This is a genomic window from Saccharothrix sp. CCNWYY140, from assembly GCF_037401995.1.
GTDB lineage: Bacteria > Actinomycetota > Actinomycetes > Mycobacteriales > Pseudonocardiaceae > Actinosynnema.
Genome location: NZ_JBBEGC010000069.1, coordinates 21,172 through 37,759, shown reverse-complemented (window position 1 = coordinate 37,759; position 16,588 = coordinate 21,172). Strand labels below are relative to the sequence as shown.

General features: G+C 71.2%; 17 protein-coding genes and 1 tRNA gene. 11 read left to right on the top strand and 7 right to left on the bottom strand.

What is annotated here, in order from left to right; translation table 11 throughout:
• Positions 1-142 precede the first annotated feature (142 nt).
• Entirely contained in the window at positions 143-943 is an 801-nt protein-coding gene (locus tag WBN91_RS26055) for a Bax inhibitor-1/YccA family protein (RefSeq protein ID WP_337727052.1), read from the bottom strand.
• 239 nt (positions 944-1,182) lie between these two features.
• Between WBN91_RS26055 and WBN91_RS26050 the strand changes: the two genes are divergently transcribed.
• Genes WBN91_RS26050 through WBN91_RS26040 form a run of 3 tightly spaced genes read left to right on the top strand, consistent with a single transcriptional unit; the run spans position 1,183 to position 4,553 of the window.
• Positions 1,183-2,589 carry an MSCRAMM family protein gene (locus WBN91_RS26050; RefSeq protein WP_337727053.1) on the top strand — a complete coding sequence of 469 codons (1,407 nt, stop codon included), beginning with the start codon at positions 1,183-1,185 and terminating at the stop codon, positions 2,587-2,589.
• Between the two features lie 47 nt (positions 2,590-2,636).
• Entirely contained in the window at positions 2,637-3,362 is a 726-nt protein-coding gene (locus WBN91_RS26045; RefSeq protein WP_337727093.1) for a class F sortase, read from the top strand.
• Positions 3,363-3,398: 36 nt separating this feature from the next.
• Positions 3,399-4,553, top strand: a complete 1,155-nt coding sequence (locus WBN91_RS26040; protein ID WP_337727054.1) for a polysaccharide deacetylase — start codon at positions 3,399-3,401, stop codon at positions 4,551-4,553.
• A gap of 4 nt (positions 4,554-4,557) precedes the next feature.
• Here WBN91_RS26040 and WBN91_RS26035 read toward each other — a convergent pair whose 3' ends face one another.
• Positions 4,558-5,571, bottom strand: a complete 1,014-nt coding sequence (locus WBN91_RS26035; protein WP_337727055.1) for a PQQ-dependent sugar dehydrogenase — start codon at positions 5,569-5,571, stop codon at positions 4,558-4,560.
• Positions 5,572-5,784: 213 nt separating this feature from the next.
• On the opposite strand from WBN91_RS26035, the gene pqqA reads away from it, so the two are divergent.
• The 8 genes from pqqA (at position 5,785) to WBN91_RS25995 (ending at position 12,456) form a co-directional block, all read left to right on the top strand.
• Entirely contained in the window at positions 5,785-5,880 is a 96-nt protein-coding gene (gene pqqA, locus WBN91_RS26030) for a pyrroloquinoline quinone precursor peptide PqqA (RefSeq protein ID WP_337727056.1), read from the top strand.
• Between the two features lie 79 nt (positions 5,881-5,959).
• A complete protein-coding gene (gene pqqC / locus WBN91_RS26025) occupies positions 5,960-6,655 on the top strand; it encodes a pyrroloquinoline-quinone synthase PqqC (protein WP_337727057.1) in 696 nt (231 codons plus the stop codon).
• Positions 6,652-6,921, top strand: coding sequence for a pyrroloquinoline quinone biosynthesis peptide chaperone PqqD (gene pqqD / locus WBN91_RS26020; protein WP_337727058.1), 270 nt, complete (start codon positions 6,652-6,654; stop codon positions 6,919-6,921). Before pqqC ends, pqqD begins: the two co-directional genes overlap by 4 nt.
• Entirely contained in the window at positions 6,914-7,963 is a 1,050-nt protein-coding gene (gene pqqE / locus WBN91_RS26015) for a pyrroloquinoline quinone biosynthesis protein PqqE (protein ID WP_337727059.1), read from the top strand. Before pqqD ends, pqqE begins: the two co-directional genes overlap by 8 nt.
• On the top strand, positions 7,960-8,835 hold the full coding sequence (gene pqqB / locus WBN91_RS26010) for a pyrroloquinoline quinone biosynthesis protein PqqB (RefSeq protein ID WP_337727060.1): 876 nt from the start codon (positions 7,960-7,962) through the stop codon (positions 8,833-8,835). Before pqqE ends, pqqB begins: the two co-directional genes overlap by 4 nt.
• A gap of 53 nt (positions 8,836-8,888) precedes the next feature.
• Entirely contained in the window at positions 8,889-10,169 is a 1,281-nt protein-coding gene (locus tag WBN91_RS26005; protein WP_337727062.1) for a sensor histidine kinase, read from the top strand.
• Positions 10,121-10,768, top strand: coding sequence for a response regulator transcription factor (locus WBN91_RS26000; RefSeq protein WP_337727063.1), 648 nt, complete (start codon positions 10,121-10,123; stop codon positions 10,766-10,768). The genes WBN91_RS26005 and WBN91_RS26000 overlap by 49 nt, the downstream gene beginning before the upstream one ends.
• Before the next feature lie 56 nt (positions 10,769-10,824).
• Positions 10,825-12,456, top strand: coding sequence for a DUF885 domain-containing protein (locus WBN91_RS25995; protein ID WP_337727064.1), 1,632 nt, complete (start codon positions 10,825-10,827; stop codon positions 12,454-12,456).
• Between the two features lie 120 nt (positions 12,457-12,576).
• Here WBN91_RS25995 and WBN91_RS25990 read toward each other — a convergent pair.
• The 5 genes from WBN91_RS25990 to WBN91_RS25970 all read right to left on the bottom strand — a co-directional run bounded on the left by WBN91_RS25990 (position 12,577) and on the right by WBN91_RS25970 (position 16,545).
• Positions 12,577-12,650: transfer RNA gene (locus WBN91_RS25990), tRNA-Leu, on the bottom strand.
• A gap of 87 nt (positions 12,651-12,737) precedes the next feature.
• Positions 12,738-13,808 (bottom strand): SagB family peptide dehydrogenase, encoded by a 1,071-nt coding sequence (locus tag WBN91_RS25985; protein ID WP_337727065.1) that lies wholly within the window; start codon positions 13,806-13,808, stop codon positions 12,738-12,740.
• The gene (locus tag WBN91_RS25980) at positions 13,789-14,907 is read right to left on the bottom strand and encodes an ATP-grasp domain-containing protein (protein WP_337727066.1); all 1,119 of its coding nucleotides are present in this window, start codon (positions 14,905-14,907) and stop codon (positions 13,789-13,791) included. The genes WBN91_RS25985 and WBN91_RS25980 overlap by 20 nt, the downstream gene beginning before the upstream one ends.
• Positions 14,908-14,910: 3 nt before the next feature.
• Complete coding sequence (locus WBN91_RS25975) at positions 14,911-15,042, bottom strand: hypothetical protein (RefSeq protein WP_337727067.1); 132 nt, start codon at positions 15,040-15,042, stop codon at positions 14,911-14,913.
• Between the two features lie 177 nt (positions 15,043-15,219).
• Positions 15,220-16,545, bottom strand: coding sequence for an NAD(P)/FAD-dependent oxidoreductase (locus tag WBN91_RS25970; protein ID WP_337727068.1), 1,326 nt, complete (start codon positions 16,543-16,545; stop codon positions 15,220-15,222).
• Between the last annotated feature and the right edge of the window lie 43 nt (positions 16,546-16,588).

Genomic DNA, 16,588 nt, shown 5'->3' with positions numbered 1-16,588 from the left:
GGCCATACGGTGGGGGAACCGAGGCCCTCCACTTGTAGGTAACACCTACCGCGCGCTCCGCGCGCGAAGACCGCGCTACGCGCGTGAAAAGCGAAAAGCGCCCGGCATCGGCCGGGCGCTTCTCGGTCTAGCGGGAGGGAAATCAGTCGCGCTGCAAGTACGACAGCAGGCGCAGGATCTCCAGGTACAGCCACACCAGCGTGGTCATCAGGCCGAACGCCGCCCACCACGCCCACTTCGCCGGCACGCCCGAGCGGATCATCTCGTTGGCCGCCTCGAAGTCGAGGAGGAAGTTGAAGGCCGCGATGCCGATCACCACGAGGCTGAAGACGATCGCCAGGGTGCCGCCGTCGCGCAGGCCCGAGTTGACGCCGAACAGGCTCAGGACCAGGTTGCCGAGCATGAGCACGACCACGCCGACGGTCGCGCCGATGATCCACTTGGTCAGGCGCGGGGTGACGCGGATCGCACCGGTCTTGTAGACCACGAGCATCGCGCCGAACACGCCGAACGTGCCGAGGATCGCCTGCCACGCGATGCCGCTGAACATCGCCTCGAACACGCCCGTGATGGCACCGAGGAACACGCCCTCGGCCACCGCGTAGGTCATCACCAGCGGCGCGCTCGGGGTGCGCTTGAAGATGATCACCAGGGACACGACCAGGCCGACCAGCAGGCCCGGGATGACCAGGGCGAACGGGGCGATCTGGTTGGAGAGCACGAGCCACGCGGCGATCAGGCCCGTGACCAGGGTGGTGGCCAGGGTGATCGCGGTCTTGGTGACCACGTCGTCGATGGTGATGGGGCGTTCGCCGGTGGTCGGCGGCGCCTGGTAGCCGTACGGCTCGGTGCCGTACTGCTGTTGCTGGCCGAAGCCTGCGTAGCTCCCGTAACCGCCGCCGGTCGGCAGGTTGCGGAACGCGGGGTTGCTGGTGGTACGCACCTCGTCCTCCTGTGGCGTGTCGACGCCGTCACGGGGTTCAACGACCACACGAGTCGATCGGTTCCCGTCGGTAAAAGTGACTTTACCCGGGCTGTCGATCTCGGATCCACAGCCCAGGCTGCGGAGCGTAGTCGCCAACCCCACCCCCCTGGTGGCTTGTCCGTCCGACCGCGCAGCCGTAAGGCTCTCCTCCGGCAAAGTTCGTCCGGACGACGTGCCCGAGGGGTCAGGTTCAGACTATGGGGTGGAGACGACTCGCCGGTGCGGTGCTCGCGGCCGGTGTGGCCCTGCTCGCCGTGCCCGCCGTGTCCGACGCGCAGGTGCAGGAGGGCATCGGGCACACCACGCCCGCCCAGGGGTACCGGGGCAAGCCGGGCACCACGGACTGGCTGGGCTCCTACATCTGGCAGGGCAAGCAGGTGTGGTGCGTCCAGTACTCCTTCCTCGCGCCCGACAGCAGCGTGGAGTACCGGGAGGGCGACGAGCTGAGGACCAAGGCCGGCGTGCCGCTGGCCCCGGACATCGCCGCCAACATCTCCTACCTGCTGCTGCGCTACTCGACCACGAACTCGGCGGACGAGTCGGCGGCGCTGGCGCACCTGCTGCACTCGTGGACGTCGTTCGAGCACGGCGGCCTGTCGCTGAGCCCGGACAGCGACTACCGCACGATCGCCTACAACGAGCAGTTCCACTACGACAACCTGCCGCCGAGCGCCCGGGAGGCGGTGGACCGCATCCGCAGGGACGCCGAGACCAACCGCGGCCCGTGGACGGCGAAGGTCACCGCTCCGACCGAGGAGCAGCTGATCGGCTCGCCGGGCACCTGGAAGGTCGACGTCGCCAAGTCGGACGGCCTGCTGGTCGGCGGGGTCCCGGTGACGGTGGAGCTCACGGACGCCACGCTGGAGAGCGGGCAGACCACGGGCGAGCTGATCACCTCGCTGGACGGCGGGCCGCTGGACGTGAAGGTCGTGCCGACCGGGCCGAAGCCGTCGCTGCTGGTCAGGCTGGACAGCCCGGCGGACAAGCCGGTGGTGCACGTCCCGGCCCAGGAGAACATGCAGCGGATCGTCACCACGGGTGGTGAGAAGAAGCTGACCGCCCAGGCGTCGACCACGGCCAAGACCGCGCCGGGTGTGGTGAAGATCGCCAAGACCGACACCGAGACCGGCAAGGGCATCGCGGGCGTGGCGCTGCGGGTGACCGCGGCGGACGGCACCAGCCCCGCGCTCAAGCAGGACGACACCAACCTGACCGGCCCGGACGGCAAGCCGCTGGTCCTCCAGACCGGTGACGACGGCACCGCGACCGTGCCCGACCTGCGCACGCCGCAGGAGGTGTGCGTGGTCGAGGTGGCCGCCGCCAAGGGCTACGAGGAGTCCTTCGACCCGAACGCGCCGCCCAAGGCGTGCGGGAAGGTCGAGGCGGGGCAGACGCTGGCCCTGGCGCTGACGAACAAGCCGAACAAACCGGTGGTGCCGATCACCATCCCGGCCGGGTCCGAGGGCGCGGGCGTGACCGCCAAGGCCGCCTTCACCACCGAGGTGACCGGCGGTGCGCTGGTCGGCTTCGGCGGCGGGGTGCTGGTCCTCGGCGCTCTGGTCGGGTGGCTGGTCCGGCGGCGCCTGGTGGCCGCGCGCTCGTGAAAGCGCTGGACGACACGGCGACCGGTGGCCGCTCGGTCGGGGAAGTGGTGGACGACACGGCGACCGGTCGCCGCTCGGTCGGGAAAGCGCTGGTGACCGGCGCGGTGGTGGCCGCGGTGTTGGCCGGGGCCGCGGTGGTGTTCTCGCCGGCCGCCGAGGTCGTCGCGGGGGTCGCCGAGCCCGGTGACGCCGTCGTGCCCCACCCGTTGGGCGACAGCCTGAACGGTGGCCGGGGTGTGGACCTCGCCGGGTTGCCCGGTGGGGCGAACCCGCCGGCGTCCCCGACGACCCCGGCCCCGCCGGCGACCACGGAACCACCGCCGCCGCCCGTCCAGGCGCCGGGCACGGTCCGGTTGCCCGAGGGCGGGTCGGCCACGCTCGTGCGCGAGGAGGTCACCTCGGACGGCGTGCTGCCGATCCCGGAAGGGGTCGGCGAGGCGACCTGGTGGGGTGTGGAGCTGGGCGCCGCGGAAGGGGCGACCGTGCTCGCCGGGCACGTGAACTGGAAGGGCATGACCGGGCCGTTCGACGAGCTGTGGCGGTCCGCGCCGGGGCAGGAGGTCTCGGTCGTGGACACCGCCGGCAAGGCCTTCAAGTACACGGTCAGCCAGGTGCTCACGGTGCGGAAGGACGAACTGCCCGCGCGGGCCGTCGAGCTGTTCGGGCCGCGCGGCGGGCACCGGCTGGTGCTGGTGACCTGCGGCGGGCGGTGGGTCGGCGGCGCGCAGGGGTACGAGGAGAACCAGGTGGTCATCGCCACCCCGGTCACGTAGACGCAACCACTGGACACCCAGAGTCGTCTTGATGGTGTGAAACGCAGGGGTTTCGTCACGACGGCTGTGGCGCTCGCGCTGACCTTGGCCGTGCTCGCCGTGCTGGGGGCGCGGGAGGAGGCCCCGCGCAGCGACCCGGGGGAGCTCGCCGCTCCCCTGCCGCTCGCCCCGCGCTCGGCCGCCCCGTCCAGCGGACCGGTGCCCACGGTGCCCGCGCCCGCGTCGCCGCCGAAGTGGATGCGGAAGGTGCAGCCCGGCGAGAAACCACCGCAGTTCGTGCTGTTCTCCTTCGACGGGGCCGCGTCCAAGACGCACTGGGACCGCATCCTCCCCCTGTCGCAGCGGGTGAACGCGCACGTCACGGGCCTGTTGTCGGGTGTGTACCTGATCCCGGACGCGGAGGGCTCCTCCTACACCGGGCCAGGCCACCGGCCGGGCTACTCATCCATCGGGTTCGGCGGGACGCAAGCCGACCTGGAGGCGCGGATCAGGTACCTCAACGACGCCATCGACGCCGGGCACGAGATCGGGACGCACTACAACGGCCACTACTGCCAGGGCGACGAGCCCAGCGTGGGCCGGTGGACCACCGACGAGTGGAACCGGGAGCTGGACCAGTTCTTCGCCGTCGTGGGCAAGGCGCGGGAACTGGGGTTCAAGCTCGACCCGGCGACCGTGCGGGGCGGGCGGACGCCGTGCCTGGAGGGCGACTGGGGGCAGGCGTTCCCGGCGATGCGCGGGCACGGGCTGGTGTACGACACGAGCCACGTGAGCCTCGGCGTGGTGTGGCCGTCGGTGCAGAACGGGATGTGGGAGTTCCCCATGCCGGAGGTCCGGGTGCCCGCGCTGGGCAAGCGGGTCGTGATGATGGACTTCAACCTCTGGTACGCGCTGAACGGGGCGAAGGACGACCCGGGGCCGCCGGGCGAGTACACCCAGGTGGTGCTGGACACCTACCGGTCGGTGTACCAGGCGGCGTTCAACGGCAACCGCGCGCCGATGGTGGTGGGCAACCACTTCAACGAGTGGGCCGGTGGCGCGTTCAGCGCGGCGGTGGAGAAGTTCATGGAGGAGGTGTGCGTGCGGGAGGAGACCGTGTGCGCCACCTACACCGAGGTCATCCAGTGGATGCAGTTGCAGGACCCCGTGCTGCTGGAGCAACTCCGGCGGATGCCTCCCGCACGCAACTAGGCGATCACCCGTCCGTGCTGAGGATTCGATCGTCCGTGGTGGCAGGGGTGCCGCGGCCGTCTCGGTTGGAGGTGCCGATCCACAGCGTGCCGTCCGGGGCGGGCGCCACCGCGCGGATGCGGCCGTAGCCGGTGAACAGCGAGACCGGCGTGCCGAGGGTGGTGCCGCTGACCGGGACCTTCCACACGCGGCGACCGGTGACCGCCCCGAGGTACAGGGCGTCCTTGTAGAACCCGATGCCGGTCGGACCGGCTTGCGAGGTGGGCCAGGTCTTCACCGGGTCGACGAACCGGCTGTCCCCGCAGGTGCCCTCGCAGGTGGGCCAGCCGTAGTTCTTGCCGGGCTGGATCCAGTTCAGCTCGTCGGTCTGGCTCTGGCCGAACTCGGTCGCGTACGCCCGGCCGTTCGCCCACGTGATGCCCTGCGGGTTGCGGTGGCCGAGCGTGTAGACGCGGCTGGTGAAGGGGTTGCCGGGCGCGGCGGCGCCGGTCGTCGTGAACCGCAGGACCTTGCCGCCCAACGAGTTCACGTTCTGGGCGTTGCCGGTGACCCCGGCGTCCCCGGTGGTGGCCCACAGGTAGCCGTCCGGGCCGAACTCCAGCCCGCCGCCGTTGTGGATGCGGGCCTTGGGGATGCCGGTGACGATCGGTTCCACGGCCCCGCCCAGGCGGACGCGCGCGATCCGGTTGTCCGCGGAGGCGGTGTAGTAGACGTAGACGGTGTTGTCGGTGGCGAAGGTCGGCGACACGGCCAGGCCGAGCAGGCCGCCCTCGCCGCCGGGGACGGCCTGGTCCACCGTGTGCACGGTGGTCACCGTCGTCCCGGTGATCTTCTTGATCCTCTTGGTGTCGCGTTCGGTGAAGATGCCGCTGCCGTCGGGCAGGAACTCGATGTCCCACGGGACGGCCTGACCGGTCGCGACGGTCCGCACGGCGGCGGCCGTCGGATCGGCGTGCGCGGGGCCGACCGCTGCGACGAGAGCGGCGATCGTGAGCACCGCACCTAGACGAGCACGCATGTGCGCTCCTCCGTAGTCCGCACTGGCTCGGCGGCGGATCTCGGCGGTCTCCTCCGATGCAACCACAGCCAACCGAGACCGGCAACAATCATCGGATGACTGATCCACTTGCCGGTTGGGCAACGGTCCTTACGATCTAGCGCGAGGCGCTCCGGACGCTCTACCGTGGGACTCCGCCGCCGCGTCCTCACGACAACTCCGAGGAGACGCGCCATGCAGGACAACGAACCGAAGCGCACGTGGGTCAAGCCGGACTTCGTCGACGTCGACACCCCGATGGAAGTCACGGCCTACGCCGCGCGCGGCTGACAGCCCCAGCACCTCCACCCGTGGCTCCGGTTGCCGCCGCCGGGGTCACGCCCTGCCCGGAAGCCCTGGAGGCGCAAGCATGTCCGAACCGTGGTCGTCCGAGGAGTTCGTCGCGCGGCTGCGCGGCCTCTCCACCCGCTACTGGGACAGCCACCCGTTCCACCAACGGATGCACGCGGGCACCCTCACCAAGGACGAGTTGCGGTCGTGGGCGGCGAACCGGTGGTACTACCAGCGCTGCATCCCGATCAAGGACGCGGCGATCCTCGCCAACTGCCCCGACCCGGACGTCCGGCGGGTGTGGCGGGAGCGGATCGTCTGGCACGACGGCACGAAGCCCGGCGAGGGCGGCGCGGAGAACTGGCTGCGGATGGCCGAAGCGCTCGGGCTGTCCCGGGACGAGGTGCTCGACGAGCGGCACGTGCTGCCCGGCGTGCGGTTCGCGGTGGACGCCTACGTCACCTTCGCCCGCACGAAACCGTGGGTCGAGGCGGTGGCGTCGGGGCTGACCGAGATGTTCTCGCACGGCCTGATGACCCGGCGGTTGGCCGACATGCGGGCGCGGTACCCCTGGATCGCCGAGGAGGGCTTCGCCTACTTCACCGCGCGGCTGAAGGTGGTGTCCGACGAAGGGAAGTCCACAGTGGACCTCGTGGTGCGCAACTGCCCCACCAGGGAGCGGCAGGAGGCCGCCGTGGCCGCCCTGGCCTTCAAGTGCGACGTGCTGCGGGCGATCCTCGACACCGTCGACTACTACTCGGGGACGAGACCATGAGCGACCTCTCCACCACGCCGAGGCTCGGCAAGGGCGTGAAGACGGCTTACGACCAGACCAGGGGCAGCCACGTGGTGCTGTTCCCGGAAGGCGTGCTGGTGCTCAACGAGACCGCCGCCGCCGTCGTGGGCATGTGCGACGGCCGGACCACCATCGCGGAGATGGCGGAGAAGCTGGCCGAGGACTTCGACGGCGTGCGCGTGGACGACGTGGCCGAGCTGGTCACCCGGCTGGCCGCGCGGCGGGTGGTGGTCACCGGTGGCTGAACCGCCGTTCGGGCTGCTCGCCGAGCTGACCCACCGCTGCCCGCTGCGCTGCGGCTACTGCTCCAACCCGCTGGACCTGGTGCGCCGGGAGGCGGAGCTGTCCACCGCCGAGTGGCGGGACGTGTTCGACCAGGCGCGGGCGCTGGGCGTGCTCCAGTTCCACCTGTCCGGCGGAGAACCGTTGGCGCGCAACGACTTGTCCGAGCTGGCCGCGCACGCGAGCGGACTGGGCGCGTACGTCAACCTGGTGACCAGCGGGTTGGGGCTGACCGCGGAGCGGCTGGCGTCGATCGACCACGTGCAACTGTCGGTGCAGGACGCCGATCCCGCGAGCGCCGACCGCATCGCGGGGGTGCGCGGGTTCGCGCACAAGGTCCGGGCGGCGCGGGTGGTCAAGGACGCCGGGCTGCCGCTGACCGTGAACGTGGTGCTGCACCGGCAGAACCTGGACCGGGTGGCGGAGATCGTGCGGCTGGCCGAGGACATGGGCGCGGACCGGCTGGAGTTGGCCAACACCCAGTACTACGGCTGGGCTTTGCGCAACCAGGCGGCGCTGCTGCCGACCAGGGACCAATTGCAGCGGGCGGACGAGGTGGTGCGGGAGGCGAAGAGCCGGTCCCGCGTGGAGATCGTGTACGTGATCGCGGACTACCACGAGGCCCACCCCAAGCCGTGCATGCACGGGTGGGGCGCGCGGCAGCTCACCGTGGCCCCGAACGGCGACGTCCTGCCGTGCCCGGCGGCGTCGGTCATCGAAGGGTTGGGCATCGAGAACGTGCGGTCCCGGCCGCTGCGGGAGATCTGGCACGACTCGGTGTCCTTCAACGCCTTCCGCGGGTTCGACTGGATGGGCGAGCCGTGCCGGTCGTGCGCGCGGCGGGAGGTGGACTTCGGCGGGTGCCGCTGCCAGGCTTTCCAGCTGACCGGGAACGCCGCGAACACCGACCCGGTGTGCTCGCTCTCCCCGCACCGCGGCCTGGTGGACCTGGCCCTGCGGCGGCCCTCGGATTCCGCATTGGTGCCCAGGGAGGTGGCGCGGTGAAGGTGGTCCTGCTCGGGACGGCGGCCGGCGGCGGCGTGCCGCAGTGGAACTGCGCGTGCGACCCGTGCGCGAAGGTCCGGCGCGGCGAGCTGTCCCCGCGCACCCAGGACGGGTTGGCGGTCAGCGGCGACGGGCGGACGTGGTGGCTGCTCAACGCCTCCCCCGACCTGCACGCCCAGCTCGCGGCCACGCCGTGCCTGCACCCCGGTCCCGGCCCGCGCGACACCCCGCTCCGCGGCGTCCTGCTGACCGACGCCGAACTCGACCACACCCTGGGGCTGCTCACCCTGCGGGGTGCGGCGGGGATGCGGGTGCACGCGCCCGCGACCGTGCTGCACGCGTTGGGCGAGACGAGGGCGGTGCTCGACAAGTACGCCGAGTGGCGGTGGCGGCAGGTGGAGCCGGAGCAGACGTTCGCGCTGGACGGCGGCCTGGAGGTGACGGCGTTCCCGGTGAGCGGCAAGCGGCCCCGGTACGCGAAGGAGTCCACTGTGGAGGGTCACTGGGTGGTGGCCTACCGCCTGCACGACCCGCGCACCGGCGGCATCGTCCTGTACGCCCCGTGCCTGGCGGGCTGGCCGCTCGGGTTCGACGACCTGGTGGCGGAGGCGGACGTGGCGCTGCTGGACGGGACTTTCTACGCGCCCTCGGAGATGGGAGCGGCCACCGGCCGCGCGGGCGGGCAGGCCGCGATGGGGCACCTGCCGATCACGCACACCCTGCCCGAGCTGCGGCGGCACCCGCACGTGCGGCGCGTCTACACGCACCTGAACAACACGAACCCGGTGCTGGACCCCGATTCGGCGGAGCACGCCAAGCTGCGGGAGGCCGGGGTGGAGGTGCTGCCGGACGGGGCCGTGATCGAGGTCTGATCGGGGGGTTAAACCCACCGCTTTCCCGGCGCGCACCGACGACAATCGACCCCATGACGGACCACGACCTCGTGCGCGGCGCGGCCACGCGTCTCCGGACCGCGGGCCTCGCCGTGGCGCGGGTGCCGGCCTGCGTGATCGGCCTGCCGCTGATCCCGCTCCAGCTCTACACCTACCCGCTCGTCCTGGTGACGGTCGGCGTGCCGATGCTGCTGCTGTTCACCGCGCTCGCCCGCCGCTACACGACGTTCCACCGCTGGTGGGCCGGGAAGGTGCTGGGCGAGCCGATCGCGCTGCCCTACCGCAAGCCCGCCAACCGCGGCCCGATGACCCGCGTGCGGACCATCGCCACCGACCCCGCCACCTGGCGGGACATGGCGTTCCTGCCGCTGAACGCCTTCGTGGGCGTGCTGTGCGGTGTCCTGCCGATGGGACTGTGGCTGGGCGGTGTCCTCGGGCTCCTCACGCCGCTGATCTGGCTGGCGGGCGGCAGCGGCCTGGAGTTCAACGGCCTGGACTCCGCCATGCCGGGCAGTTGGTTCCTGGCGCCGCTGCTGGGCGCCCTCTACCTGCTGCTCGCCTGGTGGGGCACCGAGCGGATCGTGCGGCTGCACGCGTTGTTCGTCCGCAAGATGCTCGCGCCCAGCACGACCGAGGCGTTGACCCACCGGGTGCAGGAGCTGGCCGACTCACGAGCCGACACGGTGGACGCCCAGGCCGCCGAGCTGCGGCGGATCGAGCGGGACCTGCACGACGGGGCGCAGGCGCGGCTCGTGGCGCTCGGCATGAGCCTGGGCATGGCGGAGGAGTTGCTGGCGCGCGACCCGGAGGCGGCGCGGGACCTGCTGTCCGAGGCGCGGCTGTCGTCGTCCCTGGCGCTGGCCGAGCTGCGGGACCTGGTGCGGGGCATCCACCCGCCGGTGCTGGCCGACCGCGGGCTTGAGGGCGCGTTGAAGGCGTTGGCGCTGGCCCACCCGCTGCCGGTCGAGGTGGACGTGGTGCTGCCCGGTCGGCCCGAGGCTCCGGTGGAGTCCGCCGCGTACTTCGCGGTCGCCGAGACGCTGACCAACGTGGCCAAGCACAGCGGCGCGACCAGCGCGTGGGTGCGGGTCCGGCACGAGCACGGCCGGCTCGCGTTGATGATCGGGGACAACGGCCGCGGTGGCGCGGAGGCGACCGAGAACGGCGGACTGCGCGGAATCGAGCGCAGGCTGGGTGCGTTTGACGGCACACTCGGCATCGCGAGCCCGACGGGCGGGCCCACGATCGTCACGATGGAGCTGCCGTGCGCGTTGTCCTCGGAGAAGACCTCGTCCTCCTCAGGGACGGCCTGATCCGGCTGCTCCAGGCCTACGACTTCGACGTCGTGGAGGCGGTCGACTCCGGTCCCGCCCTGCTCGAGGCCCTCGTCGACCACCGCCCGGACGTGGCGGTGGTCGACGTGCGCCTGCCGCCGACGTTCACCGACGAGGGGCTGCGGGCGGCGATCGAGGCGCGCAAGCAGGTGCCCGGCCTGCCCGTCCTGGTGCTCTCGCAGTACGTCGAGCAGCTCTACGCGCGCGAACTGCTGTCCGACCGGGCCGGCGGTGTCGGCTACCTGCTCAAGGACCGCGTGTCGGACGTCAAGCAGTTCGTGGACGCCATCCGGCGGGTCGCGTCCGGCGGCACCGCGATGGACCCCGAGGTCATCTCCCAGTTGCTGACCCGCGGCGACCGCGACCGCCCGCTGACCACCCTCACCCCGCGCGAGCGGGAAGTGCTGGGGTTGATGGCCGAGGGCCGCTCCAACGCGGCGATCGCGGGCCGCCTGTTCGTCACGGAGAAAGCGGTCGGCAAACACATCGCCAACATCTTCGGCAAGCTGGGGCTGCCGTTGTCCGAAGACGACAACCGGCGGGTGCTCGCGGTGCTCGCCTATTTGGACCGGCTCTAGTCGTTATTTAGGCTAAGTAGCAAGTTGCTTTCCAACCGACGCCCGGGGGGCCGCACGTGGACACGACAGCCGCACTCGCCGAAGAACTGCTCGACCTCATGTCCCGCCTGTCCCCGCTGGGCGCGACGGTGTTCGGGCTGCCCGGTTACGACCACCTCCTCACCGACCACACCCCGGAGGCAGAGGAATCGGCCCGCGCGAAGGCCGTGGACATCGCCACCCGTGCCCGCGCGCTGCCCGACTCGGACGATCCGGTGACCCGCGCGGTGGTGGTCCAGCAGGCCGAGGCGACCGTCGACCTGATCGACGCGAAGGCCGTCGAGTACACGATCACCGACTCGTTCTTCGCGCCCGCCGGCGAGCTGCTCAACATCATGCCGATGACCGTGGTGAAGACGCCCGAGCAGGAGCAGGACTACCTCCGGCGGCTCGCGGCGATCCCGGCGTTCCTCCGGGTGGTCGCCGAACGCCAGGTGGCCGGCGCGGCTACCGGACGGACGCCCGTCGCGCACCTGCGGGACAACGCCGTGGCCTACCTGGACCGGTACCTGGCGGCGGAGGACGACACCTTCGCCCGGGTCTCCGGCAGCGACGCCTTCAACGCCGCGCGCGACGAGGTGATCGCGGCCGAGGTGCGGCCCGCGTTCGCGGCCTACCGGGACGTGATCGCGGGTCTGGAAGGCCGTCCGCTCGACCGCGTGGGCCTGTGCTGGCTGCCCGAGGGCGACGCGGTCTACGCGGGCCTGGCGCGGGTGCAGACCAGCACCCACCGCACCCCCAAGGAGCTGCACCAGACCGGCCTGGACCTGATGGCGGCCCTCGCGGAGGAGTACGCCGAGATCGGCGAGCGGGTGTTCGGGACGCGGGACGTGCCCACGATCTTCGAGCGCATGCGCACCGACCCCGGCCTGCGGTGGAACTCCGAGGAGGAGCTGATCTCGGCGGCCCGCGCGGCCGTGGTGCGCGCCGAGGAGGCCGCGCCGGCGTGGTTCGGGCGCATCCCGTCGAAGCGGTGCCTAGTCGAGCCCGTGCCCGCGGTGGACGCCCCCGGCGCGCCGACCGCCTACTACGCGCCGCCGGCGATGGACGGCACGCGTGAGGGCACCTACTACGCCAACACCCACCGGGTGGAGGAGCGGTTCCGGTACCAGGCCGAGGCGATCGCGTTCCACGAGGCCGTGCCGGGGCACCACTTCCAGATCGTGCTCGCGCAGGAGCTGACCGACCTGCCGATGCTGCGCCGGGTCGCCACGGTGACCGGGTACCTCGAGGGCTGGGGCCTGTACTGCGAGCGGCTGGCCGACGAGATGGGCCTGTACTCCGACGACGTGGCCCGGCTCGGGATGCTGGCGATGGACTCCATGCGCGCCGGGCGGCTGGTCGTGGACACCGGCCTGCACGCGCACGGGTGGAGCCGGGCGCAGGCGGTGGCCTACCTGACCGAGAACACGCCGCTGGCGCCCGTGGAGATCGAGTCGGAGGTGGACCGGTACATCGCGGCGCCGGGGCAGGCGCTGTCGTACATGGTGGGTCGGCTGGAGATCCAGCGCATCCGGGCGGCGGCCGAGCAGGCGCTGGGCGACCGCTTCGACATCCGGGCGTTCCACGACCTCGTGCTGGGCGGCGGACCGCTGCCGCTCGCGGTGCTGGACGAGGTCGTGCGCGACTGGGTGACGAGCCAGGCCTGATGGGCGGTGCCGCGTCGGCCGGGTGGGTGAACCCGCCCGGCCGAACGCGGGAAACCGAGCCTTCGACACAAAGCGCTCGATCACCCGGTGATCGGGTGACAACGAAGGTCGCAGCGGACGTGCCCCCGACGGGATTCGAACCCGTACTGTGACTCTTTTAAGGAGCCTGCCTCTACCGGTTGGGCTACGGGGGCAGCGGCGAGCCTAAGCGGTTACCGAGCGTTCGTGGGGCTGGTTCGTCAAAGGTCCCCGGAACGGCTCAATGCCAACCGCTATTGCGCTCATTCGGGTAATGGACCCAGTGCGCTCATCCCGAGTACAACTTCGTGATAAGCGTCACACCCGAGCGCTTGTTCGACGAGTTCATCCCGCAATGCTGCGGTGAAGCCGATACCAAATCCCATTGCGGTAGCCACCAAATACGCGGTTTGCGACAGGTGACCCACATCCATTTGAACCACCCGGTACGCGCGCGAAGTGTCATAGCGCCACCGCGTCCGTTCCAACACCGCGGTGTAGGCGAGGACGAGCGGGGCATCACCCACCCACCCCTGGTCGCCCGCCGCTTCCGCCATCTCGGCGGGTGACCACGCGACCCCGAGGGGTTCCAGCGCGTGCGCGGAACCGTCGTAGTGGTGCCACCCGTCCCCGAGGCCGTCGAGACCGCGCACGTGGGCGTAGATCTCCACGGGGTGCCGGCCGCCGCCGGACGGGCTGGTCTTGAACACCGTCCCGGTCCGCCCGATCCGCGACCGCACCGGCGACGGCGCCCCCAGCACCGCCAGCAGCTCACCCACCCGGTCCAACGGGACGCCACCCGGGCCGAACTCCCGGGACGTCCGCCGGGTCAGCAGGACGTCCATCAGCCCCCGCGCGCCCCACGACGGTTCCTCCGGCAGCCGGGGCAGCGGCACCACCGGACCGCCGACGCTGCGGAACGGCGCGGGCGCCGGGTCGCGGGTCAGCTTCTCGTCCAGCAGGGCGTCGTGCTCGTCCGAGCCCTGGTAGGGGGCGTCGCCCAGGGTCCGGCTGGCGAAGTGGAAGTGCCGCGCCGACGCGCCCCACGCCCGCCACCCGGACAGCATGCGGCGTTCGGCGTCGTGCTCCGGCGACCCCTCGACGACCAGCACGCCCGCCTCGACCAGCTCGTCCAGCACCTTGCGCAGCGCCGACCGGTCCGCCTCGCCGAGGGGCGCGAGCAGCTCGTCCACGTCGGTGAACTCGGTGAACTTGCGGCACAGCAGCTCGGCGGTCTCGCTGATCGCGAACTGCCGGTGGTGGAGGTAGTCGTCCCACACCACGGTGCCGTCCTGGTAGAACAGCGCCGCGTGCTCAGCGACCTTTACCCGCACCCATCAACTCCTTGAAACGCGCCGCCACCCACTCGTGCACGGCCTCGGACACCCGCTCGTCCTGCGCCCGGTGCTCGAACCAGCGCCAGTCGCAGTTGACGTTGACCTCCAGGAACACGTGGTCACCGCCGGAGACGAGGAGGTCGAAGGCGGCGACCTGCAAGCGCCAGTGCCGGGCTAAGGCCAGCAGCCGGTCCGACAGCCGCGCGGGCACGTCGACGGGCGTCACGCGGACCGCCTCGGGGTCCACCCACAGCTGGGCGGGGTCCAGCTTGTCCACCTGGAAGGCCAGGGTCCGCTCCCCGACGACGAACACGCGCAGCTCGGTCTCGGACGGGACGTACTCCTGCACGATGACCGGCGCGGACTCGGGGACGTCGCCGGAGCGGCTGGTCTCCAGCGGGCGCGGGAACAGGCCGTGCTGCATCCCCGGGCGGGGTTCGAGCAGGTGGCGGCCGGTGGTCTTGACGATGCACCGCCCGCCGCCGGGCCGGGTGCGGCCGGGTCGGGTGGTGACGGCGGTGCGCGGGATCCACAGGCCGAAGGAGGCCGCGTCGGACAGCTGGGTGAGCCGGTCCAGGTGGGCGGTGGCGCGGGCCGGGTTGACGTGCGCCCAGTCGCCGCGGGTGGACAGCCAGTTCGCGACCGCGCCCCACTGGTCCACGGCGTACGCGCCGGCCAGCGTGCCGGGTTCGACCTGGAGGGCGGAGAGCTCGAAGTGCCGGCGCCACACCAGCAGGGGCCGCAGCAGCCAGCGGTCCAGTTCCAGCAGGGGCGCGTCGGTGTAGACGGTGAGCGGCAGGTCGACGCAGCGGTCGGCGTCGATGCGGGCCAGGCGGATGCCGCGTTCGGCCAGGGCGATGGAGAGGGCGTTCATCTCCATGTCGGCGGCGCGGGCGAGGACCAGCACGCAGGGCACGGGGCTGCCGTCGCCCTCGTCGACCATGCCGAGGCGGTGCACCTGCTCCTGGAAGTCCAGGTTCTTGGCGGGTGACCGGAAGATGTAGTCCTGGCCCTGCAACAGCAGTGGGGTGGGCTTGGCGGGCCGGACGGCCTCGGGTGGGGGAACCAGATCGCTCCCCCACCCGGAAGCGGACATGACTCAGTCGTCTTTCTTGCTGCGAAAAACCTTTCCGGCGGTGGCGTACTCGGCGGCGTACTCCGCCAGCGCACGGTCCTCGATCTCACCGCGGCGAAGCTGTGCGGCCAGCTCCTCAAGCGACATCGCGGTCACCTCTCTCCCCACTGGCGCGTCACACTTTTGGTGGCGTGCCAGTCGTAGTCTCGGGTTCACGTTACGCAATGTCAAGGTGACGCGCTGCCTATTACTCCTATTGGGGGCTCAAGTTACGAAACTGAGCCAGACGGGTGCTTGCCCACCGCCACCAAACGGCGCAGTGGGCAACCACACTCAGCTCTTGGTGGCCCGGTCGAACTCGGCCTTCGGCTCGTGGATCTGCCCCAGCGCGACGACCTCGCGACCCGAGAACAACGCCTGCGTCCAGTCGACGAACACGCGGAACTTGCGGTTCACCGTAGGCATGAACATGACGTGGTAGCTGCGGTGCATGAACCAAGCCACAACACCCTTGAAACGCAGCCCGAACACGTCCGCAACACCCTTGTACAGGCCCAGGCCCGCGACGCTGCCGAGGTACTTGTGGAAGTAGTCCTTCGGCTTGCGGCCCCGCAGGGTGGCCACGATGTTCTTGGCCAGCAGCTTGGACTGCCGGATCGCGTGCTGCGCGTTGGGCACGCAGGTCGCGGTCGGGTCCTCCTCGGTGCGCGACAGGTCCGGCACGGCCGAGCAGTCGCCCGCCGCCCACACCCCGGGCAGGCCGACGACCTGCATGGCCGCCGTGCACTGCACCCGGCCGCGCGCGTCCAGCGGCAGGTCGGTGTTGCGCAGCATCGGGTTGGCCTTCATGCCGGCCGTCCAGATGATGGTGTCCGAGTCGAACTCGGTGCCGTCGTCGAGGACGACGTGACCGTCCTCCATCGACTTCACGCGGGTGTCGAGGTAGCACTTGATGCCGCGCTTCTCCAGCTGCTGCACCGTGTACACGCCGAGCTTGGCGCTCACCTCGGGCATGATCCGGCTGGTCGCCTCGACCAGCACCCAGTGCATGTCGTCCTGGCGCAGGCCCTCGTAGTAGCGCAGCGCGTAGCGGGCCATGTCCTCCAGCTCCGCCAGCGTCTCGATGCCCGCGAAGCCGCCGCCGATGACGACGAAGCTCAGCAGCCGCTTGCGCAGCTCCGGGTCGTTGGTGCTGGCGGCCTGGTCCAGGCGCGACAGCACGTGGTTGCGCAGGTAGATCGCCTCGCCGATGGTCTTCATGCCGATGCCGACCTCGGGCAGGCCGGGGATCGGCAGGGTCCGCGAGATCGCGCCCAGGGCCGACACCAGCACGTCGTACTCGTACTCCTCGACGTGGCCGTCGGCGAGCTCGACGGTGACCGCCTTGCGGGCGTGCTCGATCCGGGTGGCGCGGCCGGTGACGACGTGGCAGCGCTTGAGCACCTTGCGCAGGGGCACGACGACGTGGCGCGGCTCGATGGAGCCCGCCGCCGCCTCGGGCAGGAACGGCTGGTAGGTCATGTGGGGCTGTGGGTCGATGACCGTGACCGACGCCTCACCGGAACGCAGCTTCTTCTGCAATCCCAGCGCGGTGTACATGCCGACGTACCCACCGCCGACAATCACGATCCGTGTGGGTTGCGACTTCACAGCAGCCATACGCCTATGGTCGCACCGGAGGGTCGTTTCCGACGGGTCGTCA

Bases quoted from the DNA above. Each gene is read 5' to 3' on its own strand.
- WBN91_RS26050 (WP_337727053.1), top strand. From the start codon at position 1,183: ATGGGGTGGAGACGACTCGCCGGTGCGGTGCTCGCGGCCGGTGTGGCC.
- WBN91_RS26035 (WP_337727055.1), bottom strand. From the start codon at position 5,571: ATGCGTGCTCGTCTAGGTGCGGTGCTCACGATCGCCGCTCTCGTCGCA.
- pqqA (WP_337727056.1), top strand. From the start codon at position 5,785: ATGCAGGACAACGAACCGAAGCGCACGTGGGTCAAGCCGGACTTCGTC.
- pqqC (WP_337727057.1), top strand. From the start codon at position 5,960: ATGTCCGAACCGTGGTCGTCCGAGGAGTTCGTCGCGCGGCTGCGCGGC.
- pqqD (WP_337727058.1), top strand. From the start codon at position 6,652: ATGAGCGACCTCTCCACCACGCCGAGGCTCGGCAAGGGCGTGAAGACG.
- WBN91_RS26005 (WP_337727062.1), top strand. From the start codon at position 8,889: ATGACGGACCACGACCTCGTGCGCGGCGCGGCCACGCGTCTCCGGACC.
- WBN91_RS25980 (WP_337727066.1), bottom strand. From the start codon at position 14,907: ATGTCCGCTTCCGGGTGGGGGAGCGATCTGGTTCCCCCACCCGAGGCC.
- WBN91_RS25970 (WP_337727068.1), bottom strand. From the start codon at position 16,545: ATGGCTGCTGTGAAGTCGCAACCCACACGGATCGTGATTGTCGGCGGT.